We start from the raw sequence: 26682 nt of genomic DNA on the forward strand, positions 1-26682 counted from the left end.
CAGCAATTATAATAGTAAAATATATTTAATAAAGGAAATTTTTATGAAAAAGAATTTAAAACATATGTTTTTAATATCTGCAAGTTTGGCAGGTTTTGGATGTCTTCTAACCTTCCCGACAATTAATAATACAATGCAAAAAAATAAAAGCCAGTGATATGCTAATTTAAAAGGTGATAAGTTCGAAATTAGAGATCAAAAATCTTTTAATGTTTTTAACAGTAATAACGAAATCACCCCAGTACCTCTTAATAATGATTTTGAACTTAAAATTTTATTAAATCCTGGTTTTCAAACTGAATATGAAGAATTTATCAACCAATTTAACACTAATTTTATAACTAAAATTATCAACGAAAAATTAAAATACAAATCTGTAACATATAGTAGAATGATGCCAATTGTTTGGTTCTATTTTGAAAACGAAAAAAACAGACAAGAATTCGTTAAAAAAATATCGAATTGAGAAGAAATTTTTAAATTCATTATATTTAAAAATGAAGACGCAACTGTTAATTCATACACATATAATGAAACACAGCCAAATACCTTTTATTCATACCAGAATCAATATTCATTTACATTTAACGATGTACAAAAAAATATAAATATTTTTAAAAACTATATGGATGAAAATTTAAAAGTAGTTAATGCACAAAATCACCTAACCAATAAATATGTAAATAATGTAGGGGTTATTGAATCTAATGCCTATCCAATTGATAGAAATTTTATAAAATATTTCAAAAATGGAATATATATTGATGAAACATATATGAATTTTGCACTTGATAATACAACACATGCCACTTTAGTTACAAGTATTTTAGGTGGAGAGTTAGGGGTCGATAAATCATCTAAAATTTTTCTTGCTTCTACCTTTAGATTTGATAGTAATTGGATTCGTACAATTGAAAAAATGGTTAAAGATTACGGCATAAGGATAATAAACCACAGCTACAGCATGAAATATCTGGAAAAAGAAGATAACATACACGAATATAATAAAGGTTATGATGAAAATTCATACCATTTAGACTATATAAGTAGAAAATATGGAGTTATTAATGTATTTTCAACTGGTAACGATGCTAGATATTCTCAGCATATAATAAATAGTGGCAATTTATCTTTAAACTCGATTGCGGTTGGTGCATTAGAAAAAGATACTACAAAATATAACTTAAAAAGTAGCAAAATTGCAAATTATTCAAACTATAAACTACCATCTGGATTTGATCAAATAGCTAAACCTTTAGTTGTAGCTCCTGGTTACACTTATAATCCAGTATATGAGAAGAATCAAACTGTAAGTGGCACAAGTTATGCAGCACCAATTGTAACTGGTCTTATTTCCAATTTAATGAAATATAAATCAGATATTAGAAATAGTAGTTTTAGAGTTCCAATCGTTAAAGCAATTTTGTCCGCCTCTGCTGTAAGTCCACAAAAATTAAATTTAAAATATAAAACTAGTGGTTATGAACAAAAATTTGGATCTGGTACCCCAGACTTTCAAGCAATGTTGCAAGCAGCAAATAATTATTCAGTTATTAGTTCTAACCCTTCCGTTGCCAAAAGAGATATATTTACAAGCCAACAAATACAACTCCAAAAAGGACAAAAGATTAAAATATCTAGTTCTTGGACGTTTAATGCTGGGATTTTAAATCAAAAAGAGCCTAGACCATGAGCTAAGAATTGGTGAAATAGTTTTTGATCTTGATTTTCTCCGGCTTGATCTTCTACGGAGCAAAAATGAGATAGTGAACACAAAAATGAAAATCAACTAAGTTTAGTTGGTGTTAAGAATCGTACTTATAATAACTTAGTTACTAACTATGATTTAAGACTTGAAAAACTAGCTAACGATGGTAGTTGGCATATTGTTAGAGAAATAACGGAACAAATGACAAGTGATGAATTAATTGAATATAAAGTATTAAATTCTGGAATTTATAGGTATAAAATTATTAAAAATCATTATTATCCTGATGCTAACTCTATAGATGACTTAATTGCGGTTACTCACGTGGTTAGAAATGAAAACGATTAAAAAAATCCTTCTTGGAATTATTTCAACAATTACACCACTAATTACATTAGCTTGCACAAGAATTTCAAACCCTGAAGCAGAAATTAACAAAATAAAAAAGGAACTTCTTCCAATTCATAAATCTTTTATAAAAAAAAGTCCATTTATTCCCTTAGATTGATTGGAGAATCAGTATCTTGATGTTAAAGAACATAGACAACAAAAATACATAAAAGATGATGGGACTCAAGATTCAATTAATTTCAACTCAGAATTCTTTGATAATTTTCCCAAAGATCCATCTAATAAATTCAATAATGCCATAAAAATATCCAGTAAAAATCAATTCGATAAATATATTATCGAAAGATTTAAGGAATTGCATAACTTTAAAGATTTTAATAATAATTTTCAAATTAAAAAATTATTTGAAGAATTATACTTAGATAATCAAGATGTATACAAACTCCTCGAAAACAATGATATTTATATTTGACAACATTTTTCATTAAGTAATGCAAAATGAAACGAACAAACTTTTGTTATTCCATTATATGATAAAAATAAAGTTACTCTATTTTTTTTAAGATATCATGTACCACTAACAAGTAATTCAATTATACCTGGAGTTTATCCATGGGAGGTCTTCGTGCTCCCTAAAAATTATGAAATTAAAATAAAATACCTTGAATTCGAGAAAGATGAATCAGGTTTAAATTACCTGTATAGTTTAGAAAAATGATACTATAGAGTCTATAAATCATATTATAAGTAATACCTTTAAACCCCAAAATAAATTTGTAAGGGGTTTAAAGGTATTTTTTAGTCAATTTTTAGTTATGTAGGGTTTTAATATTATTATATAAATATGAAAAGTTTTTTTAGTTTTCTTCTTATATTACTTAACTTTAGTTTAGTATCTTGCGCGCTTAATCCTATAAATAAAAACTATGAACAAATTAAAGTGTTAGAAATAACCGATGGAGATACTATTGAAGTTTTAAACCAAAGTAGGCAAAAAGAAATTATACGCCTCTACGGTGTTGATACTCCTGAAACACTAAAACCACGTTATAATGATGATCAATTAGCTAAATATGAAGATCAATATGCTAAACTTGCTAAGCGAATGCTTATTAGTAAAATTAATAGCAATGCAAATATTTTTATTCAAAGAGTTACTACTGATTCTTATAAGCGCACCGTTGCCCTAGTTTATTATAATAATAATTTTAATTATTCCAGTAATTCATTAATAAACTCATGGTTAATTTCCGAAGGTTTAGCCAGAGTTGCTTTTATTCAGGCAGAAAATCCTAAAAAACCTTACTATACACAAACAAAAGAGCAATTTGAATATTATAAAACAATTATAGAATTGGAAAATATCTCTAAAACTACTAAAAAAGGTTTTTGAAAAGAGTCTATTAACGATGTATTTTATAAAAAATTACAGTAATCTATGGTTTATGTTATAATATATTTATATATTATAACATTCATAAAATTAATCAAAATGGAGGTTTAAATGGAAGATAAGAAGCAAAAATACGATGCAAGTGCTATTGCGCATTTAGAAGGTTTAGAACATGTTCGCAAACGTCCTGGAATGTACATTGGTTCAACATCAAAAGCAGGATTACACCATTTAGTATGAGAAATAGTAGATAACTCAGTTGATGAAGCAATGGCTGGTTTTGCCAACAAAATTAATATTACAATTACAAAAGATAACGAAATAAAAGTTCAAGATAATGGACGGGGAATTCCTGTTGGAATCCACCCACAATTTAATATTAGTGCCTTAGAAGTTGTTTTAACTAAATTAAATGCTGGTGGAAAATTTGAATCAGGAGCTTACAAAGTTAGTGGTGGATTGCATGGAGTAGGAGCTAGTGTTGTTAATGCCTTAAGTTCAAAATTAGAAGCATGGGTTAAGCGTGATGGTAAGATTTACTATGCTAAATTTGAAAATGGTGGAAATACTGTGCATCCAACAAATGTTATTGGTGAATATGAAGACGATGAATCAGGTACTACTATTCAATTTACTCCTGATTATACAATAATGGAACAAATGCCATTTGATAAAAGTTTAATTATTGATCATGCACGTCAAATTGCATACCTAAATAAAGGTTTATTTGTATCAGTTGCTGATGAAAGAGATGAAAGCTATGTTGAATACCAATATAATAATGGTATTATTGACTATGTTAGCGAATTAACGAAACGTTCATTACCATTAACAAATATTATTTATGCAAGTAATTCATATAAATATCGCCACGAAATAAATTCAAGGGAAATTAATATTGAAGTTGAAGTTGCTATGCAATATTTAAATGATCTGTATCGATCTAATTTAATTTCCTATACTAATAATATTTCTACCCATGAAGGCGGATCACATTTAACTGGATTTTATGATGCAATTATGAGGCTAGTTAATAACTATGCTTTAGAAAAAAACTTCATTAAAAACGAAAATGATCGCTTTACCCGTGAGGATTTAGTTGAAGGTATTGTTGCTGTTATTTCAATAAAACACCCTGAACCACAATTTGAAGGGCAAACAAAAGGAAAACTTGGTTCAAAAGATGCTCGTAAAGCTGTGAATGAAGTTTTTTCACAAGTCTTTGAACGTTTTTTAAATGAAAATCCTGATTTAGCTAAAAAAATTCTTGAAAAAGCAAGTTCAGCACGTAGAGCAAGAATTGCATCAACTGCTGCTAGAGATAAAGAACGTAAAAAACTTCCATTTGAAACTGGTTCAATGCCTGGTAAATTAGCCCCGTGTTCATCAAAAAATGCTGAAATTTGCGAACTTTTCATTGTGGAGGGGCAATCTGCTGGTGGTTCAGCTAAAATGGGACGCGACAAAGTTTTTCAAGCTATTTTACCCCTTAAAGGTAAAATCCTTAATACCGAAAGAGCAAGACTCGAAAGCATCCTTAAAAACGAAGAAATTATGTCTTTAATTACTGCTATGGGCGCTGGACTCGACAGCAATTTTAATATCAATAAATTAAGATATCATAAAATTATTATTATGACTGATGCTGATGTAGATGGAGCTCATATCCGCACCTTGCTACTAACCTTCTTTTATAGATATTTTAAACCCCTTATTGAATATGGATTTATATATATAGCACAACCTCCTTTATTCAAAATTCAACAAAATAAAAATATTTACTATGCATTTAATGAAAAAGAACGTAGTGAAATTATCGCGACTTTAAACCCTAACATCAAAATTACAATTCAACGTTATAAAGGACTAGGTGAAATGGATGCTCAACAGCTACGTGAAACAACCATGCTTCCAGAAAAACGTAAAATGCTTCAAGTACAAATTGAAGATGCATATCGTGCTGATCGCATCTTTGAGACCTTAATGAGTGAGAATGTGGAACCTCGTCGTGATTTTATCTCACAAAATGCAAAATACGTGCAAAATATTGACTTATAATTCAAAAATACATTCAAAGATAATTGAATGTATTTTTTCTTATTTTAAATTATATAAAAAACGCAAACAAATGTTTGCATTTTAAGTTAATTATACCCCATTGTAATATCAGACTGCTAAAATAACAACAACAGCTAATAAGATTACATATCCTAAGGCATATAGGATAAGTGCTCAGAATCCAACTGGTCATCCTTCTTTTGTAGCTGGAGCGTCAACTGGTTTTTCAACAATTACTTCCTTTACTACTTCTTTTACAACTTCAACAGGTTTTTCTACTACCACTTCTTTAATAACTTGAACTGGTACTTCTTTTACAATTTCAATTGGTTTTTCAACAATTACTTCTTTAATAACTTCAACTGGGCGGTCGATAACTTTTTCAACGACCACTTCTTGCACTACTTCTTGGACACTTGGAACTAATTTTTCAACAGTTTCAAATGATTCGAATACCACAAAGTGTGATTTTTTACATGAATTAGGTGAAAGAGTGTATTTATAGTCTTGTTCCAGTACAAATGCAACATGCTTATTACCATATAATACAAATGATAGCACACGAGCTAAACGTGACTCTGGTGTTTGTTGTTTGTAATAAATAAAGGTTTCAGGAACGTAAGTAAGATCTTCAGATCCTTTAATCTTACTTGAAAGTAATTTTGTTGAGGCTGCTAATGATTTAGCAACTAATTTTAGTAATCTTTTATCTTCTGGTAATTCTAATTCTGATGCTAATGATTTTTCAGCATTTAAAACATTTCTCAGTTGTTCTTCAATTTCTCTGAAGTCTCTAACAGATGTAACTAAGTCTTGTGGGTATGAAAGTGCGATAGCTTCAAGGTTTTTAGCATATAAAGCTAATGAACGAAGTTTAGTTGCTTTGCATCCTTCATAGAAATATACATATCTAACTTTATCACAATCTTTAATTGGACATGCACCTTGTGAAGGTACTTCTTTGTTGACAATTACTTCCTTAATAACTTCAACTGGTTTTTCTACTACTTTTTCAACGATAACTTCTTTAACTACCTCAACAGGTATTTCTTTTAAAACTTCTTTTTCGATGTAAACTGGTACTTCTTTAACTACTTGTCCAGATGAAACTGGTTTTTCAATCACCACTTCCTTAATAACTTCAACTGGTTTTTCTACTACTTTTTCAACAACAACTTCTTTCACTACCTCAACCGGGCGATCAACTAAAACTTCACGAATAATTTCAACAGGTATTTCTTTTAAAACTTCTTTTTCGATGTAAACTGGTACTTCTTTTACTACTTCGTGAACTTTTTGTTCAACAACTGTTTTAGTTACCATTGATCTATTTCTTAGTTCGTGAATTTCTTTAAGTAAAGCTTCTTTATCTTGGTTAGTATCTTGTAGTTTATTTTTAAGTTCTTCAATTTCTTTGGCAGATTTACCATCAAGGTTTTTTAATAATTCATCTAATGAATTTAATTCTTTAGTTAATTCTTCAATTTTAACATCTTTAGAATTTTTTCTTACAGGTGGAATAAAGTCGTCAACTGCAGGGAAATAAGTAGTATGATCATCTAAAATTTTATAATCAACATTTGGTTCTAAAGTTGCTAAATGATTTTCAACTTCAAAGAAATTAATTGTATTAAATTCAGTTAAATTAATTTCTTTAGATGTTTCGCCATAAGATAATTTACCATCGTATTTGTCAACTTCTAGTTCGTATTCTAATACACCGTCTTTGTTAAAGACACCATATACGTGCCCTCCTCAGATTTTTTTAGGTGTATGGAATTGTGCTCATGATTCATATCTTAATGATAAGAATCAGTTTAAAGCATCCTTACGAGTTTTAAAAACTCCTAATGCAGTTTTAACCTTTGGGTGTCTTAAAACTCAAGGAAATTGCTTATTTTGAGTTGGTTTGTATTCGCATAATATACGTTTCATATATTGCTCCTTTGTTTTATTATAATAATTAAGTATTAATAATTTCTTAAAGTGAATTAAATTTTAATTAATAATATTATAAAGTTTTTTTTATGATTGTAAAACGTTTTTTTAAATATTACAGCCATTATTAATTGGAAATGTCACATGCAAGTTTTTTGCATGTGACATTGTTTTTTGTCTGCCTTGTAATAAAATAGTTGTATTGATAATTTTTCAAAAAATAAAGGAGACCTTAAAATTATATGAAAAATTTAGAAAAATATATTTGTGTTTTTGACAAATATCGAAAAGAAAATAAATATCAACACTTTAAAATCGAAGAGAATCATAATACTATCTTGAAAATGCAAGGTGCTCTTGAGTCGCAACGAAAATTACGATCAGATCAAATCGATCTAGAACAACTTTATAATATTTTACAAGAACTTTCTGAAGGCTTCTCAATCCAAGAAGTAGCCAAGATTTTTGATAGAGACATTCGAAGTATAAAAAGTAAAATCCAAATTATTACAAATCGCAGACCACTTAGTTTAGATAAACAAAATCGCTATGTTTGTCCTAAGTGTTCAAAAAGAGTAATGCGTGTTAAAACCCTTAATTTTACCAAGTTATACGAACATTTATTAGGCTATTCATTTTCGCGACTCTTTTTTGTAAGTGATGCAATTAAAGAGAAATGAAAGGCCTACAGAAAATATTGGTATAGTGAACTTAATACATACAATAAAAATAGAAATAAAAAGAATTTGCAGCAAAAAGAAGTTAAGAAATCAGTTACCTATCTTGTTAATTCTTTTAAAAAAATTCTCCCCTGATGAATTTGCTCCTTGGCCTAGTACAATTTATAAAATAATTAAAAAATATCCTTATTTCCTTGATTTTGACCATATTGTTAAAAAATCTGAAGGCAAATATGGCATAAGGAACAAGAAACAAACCAAACCTAAAACATTAAAATATGCTACAGAAATTTCAAAACGTCCAGCTTATATTAATGATCGCTCTGAACACGGCCATTTTGAATTAGACACCGTTATTGGTAAAATCAATGACGCATATTGTATTGTAACCATAATTGAACGGCAAACCAGAATGTCTTATGCTATGCTCTCAAAACGCAACTCCAAAGCTATCAAACAAACTCTTCTAAAACTAATCAAGAAACATAGCTTAGACATTAAAACTTTAACAGTTGATAATGGTAGTGAAAATGTCTTATTGCACCAGGTCATTCCAACTGAAAGATTATTTAAATGCCAACCATATAGTTCATGACAAAAAGGTTCAATAGAAAATATGCACCGCTTAATTAGGTATTACATTCCCAAAGGAAAAAGTCTAGATAAATACTCTCAGCAAGAAATTGATTATATGATGGAAAAAATAAATAACTATCGGCAAGTTGTCCGGAAATATAAGATAACCTAAAATTTTTTTAATCCCCCGCCTTTGATTGCAATCAAAGGGGCCTTACTTTTGACAAAAGTAAGCAAAACCGACGAGAAAACACTGCCGTGTTTTCTGTTTTCTCATACATTTTTTATGTAAAATTTATGTTAAAATTAAAACGCAATTATTTTGTTAATATCTCGCAAGTGACTTTTCCAAAAAACAAAACAAAAACAATTTAATTAAGATAAATATAAACTTTAAAAAATATAGTAAAATATTAATAACTTATGAAAATCATTACAACAAATAAAAATGCAAAACGTGATTATGAGATTTTAGAAACATTTGAGGCTGGAATGTCCTTAGATGGTTGAGAAGTTAAGAGTGCCAGGGCATCTGAAGTTGCTTTAACTAATTCATTTTGTTCAATATATAAAAATGAATTATGACTTAAAGAATCATTTTTTAAACAATATATGCAAGTAAAATGTAATGAAACTCAAGATCGAAAATTACTAATGCATAAAAATGAGATTCGTAAGTTAAAATTTAAATTAGAAACTCAACCCTTAACATTAATTCCTTTAAAAATGTATTTTAACAAGAATTCACTTGTTAAAATAGAGTTAGCCTTAGCAAGAGGTTTAAAAAAATACGACAAACGGGCAAAACTCGCTAAAGAAGAAGTTAATAAAAAGATTCTCAAAACCTTAAAAAACTATTAGATCTGGGGATATAATGGTTTCGACATGTATGGGTTCTTAGTTATTGCAGTAGTGTGGGAGACTATAATTCCTACTAGGCTTTCTTAAACGGAAAATCTGAAGATAAAGTTGCTACATTAAGTATGTACCAACAACAAGCAAATCTTGCATTCGCTTAATAAATAGCATGCAAGTTGTTTAATTAATGCTCCTTAAGTTAGTTAAACAGGTCTTTTAAGGATAGTTATTAAAGTTGCGACTTAATAATGAGATTAGCAAAATAATATAAGTTGTTTTGGTTGTTTTTGCTTATATTATTATTAAAATGACCTAAACTGTAGAAGTAACTAAGTGTTCATATGTGGACAGGGGTTCAACTCCCCTTATCTCCACCAAAATTACAAAAGTAAAAAAGTTTTAATTTTAGACCAAAAGGTATTTACCCCCCCAATTAAATAAGGAAGTAAAATATGGAAAAAGAACTACACTTTCAATCAAAAGATTTAACTATTCGCGAGTTTAATATAATGGAACAAAAAGGCAGAATTCAAACAAACCCAGAATTTCAAAGGGAATTTGTCTATTCGATAGAAAAATCATCAAGATTGATTGAGTCTGCGTTAATGAAAATTCCACTTCCAACAATTTATTGTAGCGAAGAAAAAAGTGGAAAATTATTAGTTGTAGATGGACAACAAAGAATTATGTCATTCTTAAATTTTATTAGAAATAAATATAAATTAAAAGGAATGGCAGTTTTTAGCAAATTAGAAGGGAAATATTTTAAAGATTTAGATGACAAGCTTCAAAATGTTGTAGAAGAGACTTATATTAGAACCATAGTTATTGATGAAGATTCAAATGATGCTAAATATGAGATCTTTGAAAGACTAAATCAAGGTGCTGTTACATTAAAAGAACAAGAAATAAGAAACTGTGTATATCATGGAAATTATAATTCAATGATTAACCAACTTGCTAAAAATCAAAATGTAGCTGTTATGTTTAAGTCAGAAAATAAGAGAATGTCTTACCAAGAGAAAATTTTAAGATTCTTTGCTTTAATTGATTATGGCTCATATAAACAAAGTATGAAAATTCACCTAAATAATTACATGAAGGCACACCAATATGATGATGAAAAGCAAATCCAACAAGACAAAGAAATATTTAGCAAAACATTAAGTATTGTAAAAGAAGTGCTTGGCAATGATGCATTTGCTGCAGTTGATTATGATAATAAAAAAATATTAAATACATTTAGTGCAACTTTTTATGACTCAATAATGGTAGCATTTTCTTTATTTGATAGAAATAAGCTTATTGCAAAATCTGATATCATCCGTAAAGAGATTAATTATAAAAAACTTTATGATGATGAGTATCATAATGCTTGTTACGCTTCTACTGGTTCAAAGGATAGGGTACTAAAAAGAATTTTAACTATAATACATTTAATATCATCAATAGTTGGAGAAGACCCCTTTAAAAAAGATTCAAGAACTTTTGATACGTATTTAAAACCACAACTTGCCGAAAACCAAAAATCTTTATGTGCTATTTGTCAAAATGAAATCCTTTATGTGAATGAAGGCGAAATAGACCACATCGTTCCTTATTCACATGGCGGGCAAACAAAATTTGAAAATGCACAGCTTGTTCACAAAATTTGTAATAGGCATAAAGGCAAGAACATAGATTTTCAAAAACAGGAAATAGGGGAAAATAACAGTCTCACATATAACCTTAGTGAAAAGCCAAACCTAGCATTTGCAAAAATTAAAATGTATACATTCAACGGTAAAACAATATCAATTAAAAGTTTCAGAGAATTTTTCATAAGTCTAATGGATGAAATTAAGGATATAGTTCCAGGAAAATTTAATGAATTAGCTGATAGGGATTATACACTTACAAAGACATCCAAACCATATATTCGCCATTCTAGTTTTGGAATGCATGTTCCATACGAAATTCAAAATAAGGTATTTATTGAAACATGTTTTAGCGCCGATAGAATAGTAAAATTAGCTAAAAATATATTAAAAGAATTCAACATTGATCCTTCAAGTGTAGTTATTTATTTAAAAAATTAAAACAAGTGTTTAAAACCTTTCAGAAAGTTAACATGAAATTAGACATGGAAAAATCATTCAGGTACTTTAGGTTGATTTTTTCATGTCTAATTTACAATTGTTTATAATTCACTAAAAAGTTAAAATTTTTATCTATTTTAGGGGACAGACTGCCCTTATCTCCACCAAATAAAATTTAATTCAAGCAAGCAAAATGCTTGCTTATTTAACATTAACACTTAAGTTATTTAATATTTATATAGTATAATTGTTAATGTATAATATATAAATTATTATTAAAAGGAGGTAATTTGATATGTCACAAATAATAAATGAAGATATCTTATGGAAAGCAGCTGAAAAACTAAGAGATAAAGTTGATCCTGCCGATTATAAGAATATTGTTTTAGGGCTAGTATTTTTAAAATATGTTAGCGATAAATATATCGCTAAATATAATGAATTAATTAAGTATAATGATGGACGCGAAGAAGATGAAGATTATTATACAGCTGAGCACGTTTTTATAGTACCTAAAGAATCATTGTGAAGTTATGTAGCATCACATTCCAAACAAGATAATTTAGGTCAAGTAATTGATAATGCATTTGTCTTACTTGAGAAAAATAATAACCAATTAAAAGGTATTTTGCCAAAAACATATTCAAAAAGCGATTTAGATAAAACTGCTTTAGGTGAATTAGTTGATTTTTTTACTAATAATTTAAATATGGAAGATGCTGATGGGGACTTTTTTGGTCAAGTATACGAATATTATGTTGGAGCTTTTGCTAAATATATTCCAACTAAAGGTGGTGAATTTTTTACCCCTAAATCAGTTGTTCAACTAATGGTTGATATTTTAGAACCTTATAAAGGTAGAGTTTACGATCCTTGTTGTGGTTCTGGCGGAATGTTTGTACAATGTTCTAAGTTTGTTAAAGAACATCAAGGTAAAATTGATAACATTTCAATCTTCGGCCAAGAATCAAATCCTGGAACCTGAAAAATGGCTAAAATGAATTTAGCCATTAGAGGACTTGAAGGAAACCTTGGTGATCGTAATGGTGATACATTTACCGACGATTTACATAAATCATTGCGAGCAGATTATATAATTGCTAATCCACCATATAACTTAAAAGAGTTTTGAAAACCTTCACTGCAAGGAGATCCGCGTTGAGTCTTTGGTAAACCGTCAGAAAAAAATGGTAATTATGCTTGATTATCATTAATGTATGCAAAACTCTCACCTAAAGGAAAAGCAGCAATCTTAATGCCTAATGGAGCAACAACGTCTAATACTCAAGATGATTATAAAATTCGTAAAGCTATGATTGAATCTGGTAAAATTGATGCAATCTTAGCTTTACCTAATAAATTATTTGCCAATGTCAGCATTTCAGTGCAATGTTGAATCTTAAACAAAGATAAAACAAATAAAGATATTTTATTTGTTAATGCTGATTCAATGGGTAAACTAATTTCTCGTAAAATTAGAGTATTAGAAGATGATGATATAAATAAAATCCTTAAAGTCTATAAAGACTTTAAGTCTAATACTTTAATAGATCTTCCAGGTTTTTGTAAAAAAGCAACACTGGATGAAATAATCGCTCAGGATTATAGTTTAAATCCTGGGCGATATGTTGGAGCAGATGAATCAAATAAATTATCTCCAGAAGAGATTAAAGAACAACTAAAAGTTGCATCTGCTGAATTGTTAAAACTAATGAAGGAGGGCATGGAACTAGAAGAAAAAGTTAAAGAGATTTTAGAAGAAGAGATTAAATAAGATAGTGTTAACTATGTGAATTTGATTATCAATAGATGGTAGGTCTATTTTTAAGTTTTCAAATGTTTTAATTTGCAAGTGCTTAATAGCAGCACCAGTACCTTTTGTTTGGAGTGTTTGCCTTAGTTTTAGTAAATAATAAAAAAGATATAAGGGTATTATTTTATCTGAAAGTTTTTCAAAATATATAAAACCAGAATATAGACACATTTGTGATCCAGTAAAAATTGGTATTCCTAGGGTCCCAGAACTTGAAACAACTAAAGTACCCTTAGGGACAAGTTTAGTTTTATTAATACCCTCATGTTTTATAAATTCATGTGTATTATTAACTACTCTATCTCCAAGTTTAAAGTCAGCGATTTTTAACCACGGGTATCCAGTATTAGAAAGATATTTACTAACAGGGAATGGTTGAGATCCTCTGCTAATTATTGCTAAATCTTTTAATTGATAAATCATTATATACCTCGAATGTTAACTATGTGTTGTTTTAAAATTTCTTCAGAGAAAGTAAATATAGTTAATTTTCGTAAATTATCGAGATTTAAAGTTGGTTGTGTTGATCCTGTTATTCTTTTTTGTATAAACAATTGTCCTAATATAGATGTTAAATAATAATATAAATATTTTGCATCCAATTCATTTTTTGCTCTTAGTACTCCAATGTTTTTAATTGCAAAATTGGGTTTGTTTAAAACAATGGATATTTTACCTACTGTGCCAATCATTGAAATTAAAACATCGTTTTTTTTAACTAAACATCTTTTATTTAACTTTTCAAAATCTTCAGCAGATATTAAAAAAGCGTTACTAATATTAATTTTTCGACCATTTAAATGTTTAACTGTCACCAAAGGATGCCCATAACTATAATATTTATGAGAATCGTGGCTACCGTCGAAAATAGATTCACAATAATTAGTAGCTGATATTTTTTTAAATTTAAACTGTTCCATATTTTGTAATGAACTATAAATTAAAAGAATTATGTGAAACAACTTCTAGTAATAGGATATTTGCAAAAGAATATAGAACTTTTGGAATACCTTTTTACAGAAGCAAAGAAGTTATTCAATTATCTTTAAAAAGAAAAGTTGTACCTTCTATTTTTATTAGCGAAAATAGATACAATAAAATAGTTGAATCTGGACAGGATGTGCCAAAAGTGGGTGATATCCTTATAACAGCAATTGGAGGAGCTAATCGTGGGTATCCATGGTATGTTGATCACTTTCCAATTTATTTTAAGGACGGGAATTTAATTTGGTTAAGGAATTTTAAGCAATTTTGTAATTCAAAATTTTTATCATATTATTTATCCACGATAAAATCTATAAAAAATATTCAAAATGCCTCTTTTGGTACTGTTCAGTCTGCTATTACTATAGATTTGATACGTAATATTAATATTTATTTACCACCCCTAAATACCCAACAACACATAATTAACACTATCGGCAGTGTTGATGATTTGATTGAGAATTATCAAAACCAGGTTAAAGAGATTTTAAAAGTTGGGGATTTATATATCTCTCAATCTTTTAACAAGGATAACTTAACAAAGTACGCTGATATTTTTCCAGGAGGTACACCTTCTAGATCTAAACCCGAGTTTTGAAACGGAAATATTAAATGAATTAATTCTGGTACACTTACTGATCAACCTGTTGTAACAAATACAACAGAATGCATAACGGAATTAGGGGTTTTAAAGAGTTCAACAAAAGAAGCAAACAAGGGATATACTGTGTTGTCAAGGATTGAACCAAAGATTAATAAAGTTTCTGTTATATTAGATGACAGTACATATTTTAATGAAGCAGTGTTCTGTGTAAGGGCAAAAAATACTTCCCATTATGGATTAATTTTCTTTGCTTCTCGCAAGTTAATCGACGAAATAAAAGGTTATGCTTCTGGTTCTGCACAACAACTATTAAACAAACAAATGCTTGAAGGTGGGAAAATTTACATTCCGAAAACTAGAAAAATCCAGCAATTAAATCTACTTCTAAATAAGTTACTTAAACTAGAAGAGAAAATTCGAATTCTCAAACAAATAAAACAACAATTATTAAATAAATATTTTTAAAATTTGGTACCTTCAATAGTGGAGGTACCAAATGAAAGATTTTAAAACGTTTTTACTTCATCAAAATTTATCAAAAAATACAATTGATTCATATCAATTTGCATTAGATTTATACTTTAAACATTTTGATGAAATTACTAAACAAAACCTATTAGCTTTTAAAGCACTTTTAGTTGATAACTATAAAGGAAAAACAGTAAATTTAAGAATTCAAGGTATTAACAAATACCTTGAATATATTAACAAAGAAAAACTAAAACTAAAATTTATTAAATTGCAACAAACAAGTTATCTTGAGAATGTTATTAGTGATGCTGATTATGAATTTTTAAAAAACAAATTACTTAAAGATCAAAATTATGAATGATATTTTATTGTAAGATTTTTAGGAGCAACAGGGGCTAGAGTTTCAGAACTTATTCAATTTAAATACGAACATTTAAAACGAGGTTATATAGATTTATATACTAAATCAGGAAAAATAAGGAGAATTTTTATACCTAAGAAATTACGCATAAAAGCCATTGAGTATTATGATTCAGTTGATAGGAATACTGGTTATTTGTTTCTTAATAAAACAAAGAAACAAATAACCACCAGAGGTTTATCACATCAACTAAAAGTTTTAGCTAAAAAATACAAAATGAATTTAAATGTTGTTTATCCTCATTCATTTCGCCATAGATTTGCTAAAAACTTTTTAGAAAAAAGAAAAGATATATCTTTGCTTGCTGATCTCATGGGACATGAATCGATAGAAACAACAAGGATATATCTGAGAAAAACTAGTGAAGAACAACAAACAATTGTTGATAAAATTGTTGACTGGTAAATTTAAAAGTATTTATTTAGAAGATTAGCTTTTATTTGCTTTAAAATGTTAATCTTCTTTTTGTTTTGAATTATTTGCTTGAAATATCAGTTTAATATTTGTTTTTCTTTATAGGATACATTAGCATAAACTAAGAAATTTATTGATTTTGAAGCATGTTTAATAGTTGTGCCGTATGTGTGAATGTTAATTATTTGTTTATTAATTTTGCTATTTATTTCAAAAAAGACTAAGCCTTTATCCTCATTAAGACAAATAAGTTTATATATACCAGAAGAATAGGCTCCAACTAGACCTATATTGTTTCGCCCTGGTGCTCCATCAAAAGCTACAAGTATATCTTCAAAATCTGCATATGTGTAATTATCCAAAGTATCAACAAATGTATTTCCCAAAGCTTTTAAATCACCAACTCTAATGTAATTGCTTTGTCCAGGGTTTTTAGTTTCACTATATTTAGATGAACCAACCTCAAAACCTTTTTGAAATTGAACTATATTAGTTAGGGGATGTAATGTCTTGCTGCTATTTAAATTATCAATTTTAGTTTTCCCTATATTTAATAATATTTCATTTTGTTTAGTTAAATTCTCAATCAAATCATCAATACTGCCGATAGTGTTAATTAACTAGATATTGTTACATATATGATATGTACACTTACATTGCATAAAATTACTCTTCTTTTTGATATAATACATAAGAACTATTTAATACAAAAATAACCTAATCCTATAACATTAAAAAATATAATTTTACTTACACTAAATAATATAGAAAGTTACATTTATGCTAAAAGAAAAAGACATTGAAATAAGCATTATATCTTTACTTGAACAAAAAGGCTATCAATGGATAACTATTGATAATGATCATTGAATCCAAACTCGCAATTTGGATGATTTTATTAATGAATCTTTATTAAGAGATTCATTAATAAAGATTAATAAAATTAATGATGATAATGTAATTCAGGAAGCTATAAATACTATTAAAAACCTTGATAATCCTTCATTATTTGAAAGGAACTATGCTTTTCATAAAATATTGGTTGATGGTATTACAATTGAATCAAAGGATTTTTTTGTAAATCCTTTGATTAGATTTATTGATTTTGTTAACCCAGAGAATAATACTTTTCAAGTTGCAAACCAAGTTAAATTCCAAGAGGGAAGAAGTATCAGAATACCCGATGTTATCATTTATATTAATGGAATACCTTTAGTTGTTATGGAATTAAAATCATTTAATGAAGATGCTCAAGAAGCAACTTTAGAACATGCTTATGCTCAGCTTGGTTCTAATTCAGAACATGATGGTTATAGGTATGATATTCCAACTTTATTCAATTACAATTCTTTTTTAGTTATTTCAGACGGTATTGATACAAAAGTGGGTACTTTAACATCAAAAATAGATCGATACAATGAATGAAAGAGTGTCTTGGGTGAAAAAGGTTATAATGATGATTATATTAATAAACTCGATGTTTTTATCAATGGTTTATTTGATAAAAACAGGCTTATCGACATTATCAAAAATAACATTTTTTACATAATTGATAAAAATGATAAGCCAATTAAAATTATGGCTCAATACCACCAATATTTTGGTGTTAATAAAGCACTCAATTCAATTATAAAAACAGTTAAACCAAACGGTAATGGTAAAGCTGGTATTATCTGACATACACAAGGCAGTGGAAAATCTTTTTCAATGGTAATGCTTGCACATAAATTACTAATTGAAAAAGAACTTAATGTTCCTACAATTGTTTTACTAACTGATCGAATTGACTTAGATATTCAATTATATAAAACATTTTTTAGTGCTAAAGATTATTTAAAGTGCGAGCCTGTAATTGCAAGTTCACGTGAAGATTTAGTTAAAAAACTCTCAAATATTAAACAGGGTGGGATCATTTTAAGTACCATTGCTAAATTTGATAAAGAACACTTACCAAAAAATGAGCGTAATAATATTATTGTTATGGCTGATGAAGCTCACCGAGGCCACTACGGAATTTATGAAACTGTTTCATATGAAAAAAATGCAGAAACAGAAGAAATGGAAGCAATTTTTAAATATGGTGTTGAGAAATATATTAGAGATGCTCTTCCTAATGCAACGTTTATTGGTTTTACAGGAACTCCTGTATCAACTAAAACAAAACAAACAACAGATATTTTTGGAGAAATAATTGATGCATATGATATGACCCAATCAATAATTGATGGTTCAACAGTTAAATTGTATTATGAATCGCGGCTAGCTAAAGTTTGAACTAATGATGAGGTGCTCAAAGAAATTGACCAATATTACAAAGATTTAGAAAATACACAGCAAGCTGATGCAAAATCCATCGAACGTTCAAAAAATGAAATGTCTAAGATCAAACAAATTCTTGAAGACCATGACATGATTAAAGTTTTTGCAAATGATATTATTGAACATTATGAAAACCGTAAGGGAATCATTAATGGCAAAGCAATGATTATTTGTCAAACAAGAATTGCTGCAGCTAAACTATATAAAGAAATAATATCTGAATATCCAGCATACAAAGATAGCACTATCTTAGTTGTTACTGAATCAAACAAAGACACAGAAGAGCTACGTAAATTATTTGGTAATAATGTATTACGCAAAGAATTGGGTGATGAATTTAAAAAAGATACTTCTAAATATAAAATTGCAATTGTTTGTGATATGTGATTAACTGGCTTTGATGTACCAGACCTAGAAGTTATGTATTTTATTAAACGTTTAAAATCATATAACCTAATGCAAGCAATTTCCAGGGTAAACAGAGTTTACCCTGGAAAATCTTCTGGTTTAATTGTTGATTATATTGGCTTAAATAGTGCATTAGAAGAAGCCTTAGATCAATATACTATTCGTGATAAAGAAAACAACATCCAAGATATTAAAAATGAAATATATGACGTTATCAAAGAAAAATTAAGTATCCTTAATGAATGGTTTTACAAAATACCAAAAGATAAATTCTGAGCTAATGATTCTTTAACTAGATTTCGTGCAATTCAAGAAGGTGCACAATTTATCTTAGAAGATAAAACAAAGCGCGAAGATCCCTTTATGTTTGATTTATCACTTTCTTTAAAACAAGCATTTGTGGTTTGTGCCGGAATTGTTAGTAAACAAGAAAGAAAAGACATTCTTTATTATCTAGCTATACGTAGTTATATTTTAAAACTTCGTAACAAACCTGGTATTGTATCCACCAAAGAGATGAATGAATATGTATCGCAGTTACTAGCGGAAGCTATAAAAGGTGATGAAGTAAGATCATTAACAGCGGAGCAAAAATCGGATTTTAATGCAATTGAATTATTGACAAAAGAAAAAATCGATCAACTACGTAAAAGTAACCCTCCCCATATCTTTGTCGAAATAGTGCAAAAGTTACTACAAAGAGCAATTGCTGAATCTCGTAGACACAATTACTTTAAATCACAAGAATATTCAAAAAGGCTCAGAAGAATTCTAGAAGAATACCATGGGCGTGATGCCAGCTTTACACCTGCTTTAACAATTTTGCAACTGACCGATTTTGCTAGTGAAATGGTTGCTGATGAATATGAGGCACAAAAACTCGGAGTCTTCGGGCGTGAAAGGGCTTTTTATGATGCACTAGCACGGGATAAAGATGCTCAAGAATTACTTGGTGATGAGACATTAATCCTCATTGCTAGAGAGCTCAAAGAAGTTGTTGAAGAATATGCACTAACTGATTGAGCGTCAAAAGAATCCACCCGCTCACAAATGAGGGTTAAAATTAAAGAATGTTTAAAGAAATATAATTATCCTCCACAATATCAAAAGTTAGCTATTACAGATGTAATTAAGCAAGCAGAATATATAATGCTTGAGGATTAAAAGACTAAAATATGTTATAATAAAACAACTTAATAATATTTAAATTATAGAAAAGGAAAGTTAATATGAATAATGATAAAGAAAATTTAATGCACAGAGATGAATTACATAGAAATTTATGAAAAGCAGCAAATGATCATCGTGGTCAATTAACAGGTATCGAATTAATGCCATATATTTTAGGTTTCATGTTCTATAGATATATTTCTGAAAACTTAACAAATTACATAAATAAAGATGAACATGATATAGGTGATATAGATTTTAATTATGAAAATTTAACTGACGAGCAAGCAAAAGAAATAAAAGAAGAAATAGTTAAAGATAAAGGTTTCTTTATCTTACCTTCTGAATTATTTGCAAATGTAGTTAAAAGAGCAACAAACAATCCAGATTTAAATATTGAATTAGGGGATATCTTTAAGAACATTTCTAAATCAGCAAGTAGTAATGAAAAAGCAAGTAGTAATTTCAATGGGTTATTTAATAATATAGACTTAAATGATGTAAAACTTGGCCAAACTGTAGAACATAGAAATCAATCTATAGTTAAGTTTTTAAATAATATTAAAAATATAAAATTTGGCGATTATAATGATATTAGTATTGATGTTTTCGGTGATGCATATGAATATTTAATTGGTATGTTTGCTGCAAATAGTGGTAAAAAAAGTGGTGAGTTTTATACACCACAAGAAGTTTCTGAATTATTAACTAAATTGTCTAGTGTTGGCAAAACTGAAATTAAAAATATTTATGATCCAGCTTGTGGCTCAGGTTCATTACTATTACAAGCTATTAAAATACTTGGCAATAATAATATACAAGGATTTTATGGCCAAGAATTAAACTATACAACATACAACTTATGTAGAATGAATATGTTCTTACACAATGTAGGTTATGATAAATTTCATATTGCTCTTGGAGATACTTTAATAAATCCTCAATATTTTGCAAATGATAACGGTAACCAAATTTTATTTGATGTAATTGTTTCTAATCCTCCATATTCTGTTAATTGAGACGGTGACAAAAACCCACTTTTAATTAATGATGAACGTTTTTCTCCAGCTGGTGTATTAGCTCCAAGATCTAAAGGTGATTTTGCTTTTATTATGCATTCATTAGCATACTTGGATGTAACAGGTGTAGCATCTATTGTTTGTTTCCCTGGTATTATGTATCGCGGCGGAGCTGAACAAAAAATTCGTCAATATTTAATTGATAATAATTATATTGATACCTTAATCCAATTGCCAAGCAATTTATTCTTTGGAACATCAATTGCTACTACAATCATGGTCATAAAGAAATCCAAAGCCGATAATAATATTTTATTTATTGATGCAAGTAATGAGTTTGTAAAGGTAACTAATAGTAATAAGTTAACCCCAGAAAATATTCAAAATATTCTTAATGCTTTTGTCAAACGTGAAGATATTGACTATTTTGCCAAAGTAGTTTCAAATACAGAAATTAAAGAAAATAACTATAACTTATCAGTTTCAAGTTATGTACAAAAAGAAGATACAAGAGAAAAAATTGATATTAAAACTTTAAATATGCAAATTGATCAAACAGTTAAAAAGGCAAATGACTTAAGAATAGCTATAGATCAAATTATTAAAGATCTTGAAAGTTTGAAAACTAGTTAGATATTTTAAAAATCAAACAATAATTAGATTAGTTCAACAATTAAAAAATCTACTAAAACTAAATTGAAAAATACCACTATACTATATAGTGAACCCCACAAGTTGGACCAAATCAATTGGTAAAACTTAGGGGGTTTTTATTATGAAGTTAAAATTAGAAGATAAACTAAAGATTATAAAACTATATAAAGCTGGTAAGAGTAGCAAACAAATTGCAGAAATTTTTAATGTAAATATGCGTACAATTCAGTTTATAAAGCGTTTGTACAACCTCCACGGATTACACATATTTACAGAAAGAAATAAACGTCGAAACTTCAGTCCTAACTTTAAATTAGAAATTGTTAAGCAAGTATTAAATGGTAAACCTATCCGCTCTTTGGAAGCAGAACTATTAATTAATACTGGAATAATTAATTCATGAATGAAAAAATTTAAATTATTTGGGTATAATGGTCTTATAAATAAAAAGAAAGGTAAAATACCAATGACCATGCCAAAGAATAATAACCCAAAACAAGATAAAACATTATCTAGAATTAAAGAACTTGAAGAAAGAAATGCCCAGCTTGAAATGGAGGTAGACCTCTTAAAAAAATTGAGAGCCTTGGTTCAACAAAGGACAGAGCAACCAAACAAGAAAAAGCAAAAGTAATATTTGAATCAAGGCATAAATATAAATTAAGATTAATGCTAGAATTTTTCCAATTAGCAAAATCAACATACTTTTATATTGTTCAATGTTTTTCAAAAAATGATAAAGATTTTGATTTAAAACAAGTAATAACGAATATTTTTAATGAGAATAAATCCCGTTATGGATATCGAAGAATTTGTTTAGAACTAAGAAATAGAGGTTATATTATTAACCATAAAAGGGTTAAAAGATTGATGAAATTACTTAATTTATTTGGTTTACAGCCAAAATCAAAATATAAATCATATAAAGGTGAAATTGGGAAGATTTGTAATAACTTACTCCTTACAAGGATTGTTGACAAAAAGAATCATAATACTTATTACGAGCGAAATTTCAAAACTACAAAATTGAATCAAACTTGAAGTACTGATGTATCTGAATTCAAAATAGCAAGTGGAAAACTATATTTATCACCAATTATAGATGTGCATAACCGTGAAGTAGTTTCATACACAATTTCAAAAAGTCCTAATTTTGAACAAGTGAATCAAATGCTAAATAAAGCTTTTAAAAAGTATAAAAATCTTAATGGATTAATTTTACATTCTGACCAGGGATGGCAATATCAAATGAAACAATATCGTGACAAATTAAGCAAAAGAGGTATTAAACAAAGTATGTCGCGAAAGGGAAATTGCTATGATAATTGTGTTATTGAAATATTTTTTGGAACCATGAAAAACGAAATGTTTTATGGTCATGAAAAAGAATTCAAAACTCTAGAAGACTTAGAAAAAGCGATGCGCAAGTATATAAATTATTACAACAAAAAACGAATTATCACAAAATTAAAAGGACTGACACCTTTAGGATATAGGCATCAATCCTTAAATTAATTTTAGTCCAATTTTATGGGTTCACTATACTATTTGTGGTATTTTTCAATTTATAAAATGCACAATTTTAAGTATTGGGTGTTTAATAAAATTTTGCATGCTATATTTAATTATTACATAGTATCTTTATACTTTTCAATTAAATCAAGCAACTTAGGGATAACTAATTCTTTCCTTGTTTTGATATTAACAATTTGTTTACTAAACCTAGATCTATTATTAAATATTTGATTTACATCATCACCATATAATAGTTTTGAAGGACCTAACTCAAAACAATCTTTAACTAGACTATATGTTTTTTCATAATTCAAATTTTCTTCTTTTGTTATTGTATCTAATTCTTTTTCTAGGTTTCTTGAAATATATTCATTTCATAGTTCTAAGATTTGTTTGTAATCTAAGCTTTCTTCATATTTATTTGAATTTAGTTCTGCAATAAATTCTTTAATTAAATCTTTTTTATTTCTTAATTCTGTGCTAGCATTTAACAACCTTTCAATTGATTTAAAAATATCACTTACATCAATTTCTTTTGGATCTTTGGCTTTTTCATAGTACTCGGCAAGGTTGTTCATAATAAAATCAACATCAATATCATGTTCTTTCACTAATTCCATTTCAAAGATAATATCATCAAGAATACTTTCTTTAGGGTTTGAGTCTAGTTTTTTCTTTCATTCATCTTTAATGTCTTGGTAATAACTTAAATAATCTTGATGGTCTCGTTCACTCAAAATTTCTTTTCCTTGGAACTTATCAAAAGTTGCAAGTAGGTTTTTCATGTTTAAATATGCATTAAACCATTTTATGAAATCTTTTTGCTCTTGCTCAGAAACAATTGGTCATTTATCTAATGAAAATTTTTCTTGTAATGTATTAATAATATCTAAATAACCTTCTTTGTAATTTCCCTCCTCATCTGTATATCCATTGTAATATTCTTCAAACGTTTTTATAAGAGCTAGACCTAAAGCTTTTTCATCGCTAAATAAAGCAATAGCATCCTTAACTCGTTTTTCAATACGTCTAAAGGAAATAATATTACCATATGTTTTAATACTATTTAAAATCCGGTTGGTACGTGAAAATGCTTGTATCAAGCCATGCATTCAAAGATTTTTATCAAGCCACAAAGTATTTAACGTTGTAGCATCAAAACCAGTTAAAAACATATTAACTACAATAAGGAGATCTAATTCCTTATTTTTCATTCTTAATGAGATATCTTTATAGTAATTTTGAAATTTATCTCCTGTTGTGTCGAAGTTACAATTAAACATCTTATTATAATCCAGAATTGCATTGCTAAGAAAATCGCGAGATGATATATCTAAATCATTAGTACTCTCGCTATTTTCTTCTGATAAAACTTGATTATTAACTTCTTCATTTGGAGCATAAGAATAAATCAAGCCAACTTTTAGTTGCTTTTCTTGCGGAAGGTCTTTTTGTTGTTTTTTAAATTCCTCATAGTATTTTTTGGCCGCTTCAATAGAAGCAACAGCAAAAATAGAGTTAAATCCTTTAACATATTGTTCTTGCTTTGTTTGAGCTTTTGTTGTAATTGAATATTTATAGCTTTTGCTTCGATATGTTTTTTGATCAAAGTGTTCAATAATGTAACTCACTATATTTGATATACGAACAGGATTTAATAAAACTGCTTCTTTGTCAATATCTTGCACATATTTTTCATCAATCTCACTTTTTTCTTTAACAGTATTGACATATTCAACTTTAAATGGTAAAACATTTTTATCTTCAATTGCATTCAAAACTGTATAGCTATGTAATTTTGGACCAAAGAGCTTTTGAGTTGTTCAAATTTTAATACCACCACTACCTGCAGCATTAGCTTCTAAAATTGGCGTACCTGTAAAACCAAACATATAGTATTTTTTAAAATTACTTTTAATTGCTTTATGCATATCTCCAAATTGAGAACGATGGCATTCATCAAAGATAATCACTACTTCGTCATTATAAACTTTATGTCTAGGATATTTTTTGATAAAGTTGGACAATTTTTGGATTGTTGTAATAACAATCTGTGCACCATCATCTTCAAGTTGAGTTTTTAAAATTTTTGTAGATGAATTAGAGTTAGCGGCACCTTTTTGAAATTTATCATATTCAAGCATTGTTTGATAATCAAGGTCTTTACGATCAACCACAAACAAAACTTTTTTAATACTTTTATTTCCGTTATTATCTTTTAATTTAGTAGCTAATATTGCGGTTTTAAATGAAGTTAAGGTTTTACCACTTCCGGTTGAATGTCAGATAAAACCACCTGATTTATCAGTGCCATATTCTTTATAATTTTTAGCCAACTTAATTTTATTAATAATTGCTTCAGTTGCCGCAATTTGGTATGGTCGCATGATTAATAATTTATTATTAACAGTAAAAACACAATATTTAGTTAAGATATTTAAAATGGTATGCTTTGCAAAGAATGTTTTGGTAAAATCAAATAAATCTGTGATTGTTTTATTTTTCTTATCAGCTCAAAATGAAGTAAACTCAAAGGAATTACTTGATGTTGCTTTTGGGTTTTTAATTGTTTGTGATTCAAGGAAATTATATCGGGTTGTATTAGAATAATATTTTGTATTTGTTCCATTTGAAATTACAAAAATTTGGATATAACGAAATAAAGAACTTTCATCACTCCAAAATGATTCACGGTGATATCTATTAATTTGGTTAAAAGCTTCTCTAATTGGAATCCCTCTACGTTTTAATTCAATATGAACTAAAGGAAATCCATTAACTAAGATAGTTACATCATACCTATTTTCATACTTTCCCTTAGTTTCATACTGGTTAATAACTTGTAGTTTATTATTGTGTATATCCTCTTTATCAATTAATTTAATATTTGCTTGGTGACCATTTTCAAAACTAAAAGTTTTTATATAATCTTCTTGAATAGTTTTTGTCTCATAATAATTATAATTGTAATCGGTTTTCTTTATGATTTCTTGTTGAAAAAAAGTTTTTCATTCACTATCATTAAATTTGCAATTATTCAAATTTTCAATTTGAATTCTTAAATTTTTCACTAAATCTTCATTATTATGTATATTTAAATATTCATATTTTTGGTCTTGTAATTGTTTAATTAATTCACTTTCTAATTGTGCTTCACTTTGAAATGATGTTTTTTTACTTGTACTTGGTGTAAAGTCATCAACTAATGTTCATTCATCTGCTTCTATGATTATCTTCTTAGTTTTCATAA

General features: G+C 28.0%; 20 protein-coding genes and 1 other RNA gene. 16 read left to right on the forward strand and 5 right to left on the reverse strand.

Features of this window, described 5'->3' with window-relative positions; translation table 4 throughout:
* Positions 1-43 precede the first annotated feature (43 nt).
* The 4 genes from AC0B4T_RS03115 to AC0B4T_RS03130 all read left to right on the forward strand — a co-directional run bounded on the left by AC0B4T_RS03115 (position 44) and on the right by AC0B4T_RS03130 (position 5510).
* Positions 44-2056, forward strand: a complete 2013-nt coding sequence (locus tag AC0B4T_RS03115; RefSeq protein ID WP_465103093.1) for a S8 family serine peptidase — start codon at positions 44-46, stop codon at positions 2054-2056.
* A complete protein-coding gene (locus AC0B4T_RS03120) occupies positions 2043-2810 on the forward strand; it encodes a hypothetical protein (RefSeq protein ID WP_465103094.1) in 768 nt (255 codons plus the stop codon). The genes AC0B4T_RS03115 and AC0B4T_RS03120 overlap by 14 nt, the downstream gene beginning before the upstream one ends.
* 93 nt (positions 2811-2903) lie before the next feature.
* Positions 2904-3494 (forward strand): thermonuclease family protein, encoded by a 591-nt coding sequence (locus AC0B4T_RS03125; RefSeq protein WP_465103095.1) that lies wholly within the window; start codon positions 2904-2906, stop codon positions 3492-3494.
* 69 nt (positions 3495-3563) lie between these two features.
* Positions 3564-5510: a DNA topoisomerase subunit B gene (locus AC0B4T_RS03130; protein ID WP_465103096.1), complete on the forward strand. Its 1947-nt coding sequence runs from the start codon at positions 3564-3566 to the stop codon at positions 5508-5510.
* A 90-nt stretch (positions 5511-5600) separates the two neighbouring features.
* On the opposite strand, the gene AC0B4T_RS03135 is transcribed toward AC0B4T_RS03130, so the two are convergent.
* Complete coding sequence (locus AC0B4T_RS03135) at positions 5601-7445, reverse strand: MAG3090 family protein (RefSeq protein ID WP_465103097.1); 1845 nt, start codon at positions 7443-7445, stop codon at positions 5601-5603.
* A 245-nt stretch (positions 7446-7690) separates the two neighbouring features.
* On the opposite strand from AC0B4T_RS03135, the gene AC0B4T_RS03140 reads away from it, so the two are divergent.
* The 6 genes from AC0B4T_RS03140 (at position 7691) to AC0B4T_RS03165 (ending at position 13414) form a co-directional block, all read left to right on the forward strand.
* Entirely contained in the window at positions 7691-8284 is a 594-nt protein-coding gene (locus AC0B4T_RS03140; RefSeq protein ID WP_465103098.1) for a hypothetical protein, read from the forward strand.
* Positions 8232-8876, forward strand: a complete 645-nt coding sequence (locus tag AC0B4T_RS03145; protein ID WP_465103099.1) for an IS30 family transposase — start codon at positions 8232-8234, stop codon at positions 8874-8876. The genes AC0B4T_RS03140 and AC0B4T_RS03145 overlap by 53 nt, the downstream gene beginning before the upstream one ends.
* A gap of 251 nt (positions 8877-9127) precedes the next feature.
* The gene (gene smpB / locus AC0B4T_RS03150; RefSeq protein ID WP_465103100.1) at positions 9128-9565 is read left to right on the forward strand and encodes an SsrA-binding protein; all 438 of its coding nucleotides are present in this window, start codon (positions 9128-9130) and stop codon (positions 9563-9565) included.
* A 4-nt stretch (positions 9566-9569) separates the two neighbouring features.
* Positions 9570-9939, forward strand: a transfer-messenger RNA (tmRNA) gene (gene ssrA / locus AC0B4T_RS03155).
* Between the two features lie 75 nt (positions 9940-10014).
* On the forward strand, positions 10015-11640 hold the full coding sequence (locus AC0B4T_RS03160; RefSeq protein ID WP_465103101.1) for a GmrSD restriction endonuclease domain-containing protein: 1626 nt from the start codon (positions 10015-10017) through the stop codon (positions 11638-11640).
* Positions 11641-11935: 295 nt separating this feature from the next.
* Positions 11936-13414 carry a type I restriction-modification system subunit M gene (locus tag AC0B4T_RS03165; RefSeq protein ID WP_465103102.1) on the forward strand — a complete coding sequence of 493 codons (1479 nt, stop codon included), beginning with the start codon at positions 11936-11938 and terminating at the stop codon, positions 13412-13414.
* Here the strand turns inward: AC0B4T_RS03165 and AC0B4T_RS03170 are convergent.
* A complete protein-coding gene (locus tag AC0B4T_RS03170; protein ID WP_465103103.1) occupies positions 13394-13876 on the reverse strand; it encodes a restriction endonuclease subunit S in 483 nt (160 codons plus the stop codon). The genes AC0B4T_RS03165 and AC0B4T_RS03170 overlap by 21 nt on opposite strands.
* Complete coding sequence (locus AC0B4T_RS03175) at positions 13876-14373, reverse strand: restriction endonuclease subunit S (protein ID WP_465103104.1); 498 nt, start codon at positions 14371-14373, stop codon at positions 13876-13878. Before AC0B4T_RS03175 ends, AC0B4T_RS03170 begins: the two co-directional genes overlap by 1 nt.
* A gap of 8 nt (positions 14374-14381) precedes the next feature.
* Here AC0B4T_RS03175 and AC0B4T_RS03180 point away from each other — a divergent pair, with 8 nt between their 5' ends.
* Together AC0B4T_RS03180 and AC0B4T_RS03185 are read left to right on the forward strand one after the other, a co-directional pair.
* A complete protein-coding gene (locus tag AC0B4T_RS03180) occupies positions 14382-15506 on the forward strand; it encodes a restriction endonuclease subunit S (RefSeq protein ID WP_465103105.1) in 1125 nt (374 codons plus the stop codon).
* Positions 15507-15537: 31 nt separating this feature from the next.
* A complete protein-coding gene (locus AC0B4T_RS03185; RefSeq protein WP_465103106.1) occupies positions 15538-16338 on the forward strand; it encodes a tyrosine-type recombinase/integrase in 801 nt (266 codons plus the stop codon).
* 2 nt (positions 16339-16340) lie between these two features.
* On the opposite strand, the gene AC0B4T_RS03190 is transcribed toward AC0B4T_RS03185, so the two are convergent.
* Positions 16341-16937, reverse strand: a complete 597-nt coding sequence (locus AC0B4T_RS03190) for a restriction endonuclease subunit S domain-containing protein (RefSeq protein WP_465103107.1) — start codon at positions 16935-16937, stop codon at positions 16341-16343.
* A 190-nt stretch (positions 16938-17127) separates the two neighbouring features.
* Between AC0B4T_RS03190 and AC0B4T_RS03195 the strand changes: the two genes are divergently transcribed.
* The 4 genes from AC0B4T_RS03195 (at position 17128) to AC0B4T_RS03210 (ending at position 23432) form a co-directional block, all read left to right on the forward strand.
* Positions 17128-20238, forward strand: coding sequence for a type I restriction endonuclease subunit R (locus AC0B4T_RS03195; RefSeq protein WP_465103108.1), 3111 nt, complete (start codon positions 17128-17130; stop codon positions 20236-20238).
* A gap of 65 nt (positions 20239-20303) precedes the next feature.
* Positions 20304-21896 carry a type I restriction-modification system subunit M gene (locus AC0B4T_RS03200; RefSeq protein ID WP_465103109.1) on the forward strand — a complete coding sequence of 531 codons (1593 nt, stop codon included), beginning with the start codon at positions 20304-20306 and terminating at the stop codon, positions 21894-21896.
* A gap of 142 nt (positions 21897-22038) precedes the next feature.
* Entirely contained in the window at positions 22039-22551 is a 513-nt protein-coding gene (locus AC0B4T_RS03205) for a transposase (protein ID WP_465103110.1), read from the forward strand.
* On the forward strand, positions 22494-23432 hold the full coding sequence (locus tag AC0B4T_RS03210; protein WP_465103280.1) for an IS3 family transposase: 939 nt from the start codon (positions 22494-22496) through the stop codon (positions 23430-23432). The genes AC0B4T_RS03205 and AC0B4T_RS03210 overlap by 58 nt, the downstream gene beginning before the upstream one ends.
* 113 nt (positions 23433-23545) lie before the next feature.
* Here the strand turns inward: AC0B4T_RS03210 and AC0B4T_RS03215 are convergent, their stop codons facing one another.
* Positions 23546-26680: a type I restriction endonuclease subunit R gene (locus AC0B4T_RS03215; RefSeq protein WP_465103111.1), complete on the reverse strand. Its 3135-nt coding sequence runs from the start codon at positions 26678-26680 to the stop codon at positions 23546-23548.
* Positions 26681-26682: the final 2 nt, after the last annotated feature.

The organism is Mycoplasma sp. 10961 (assembly GCF_055523525.1).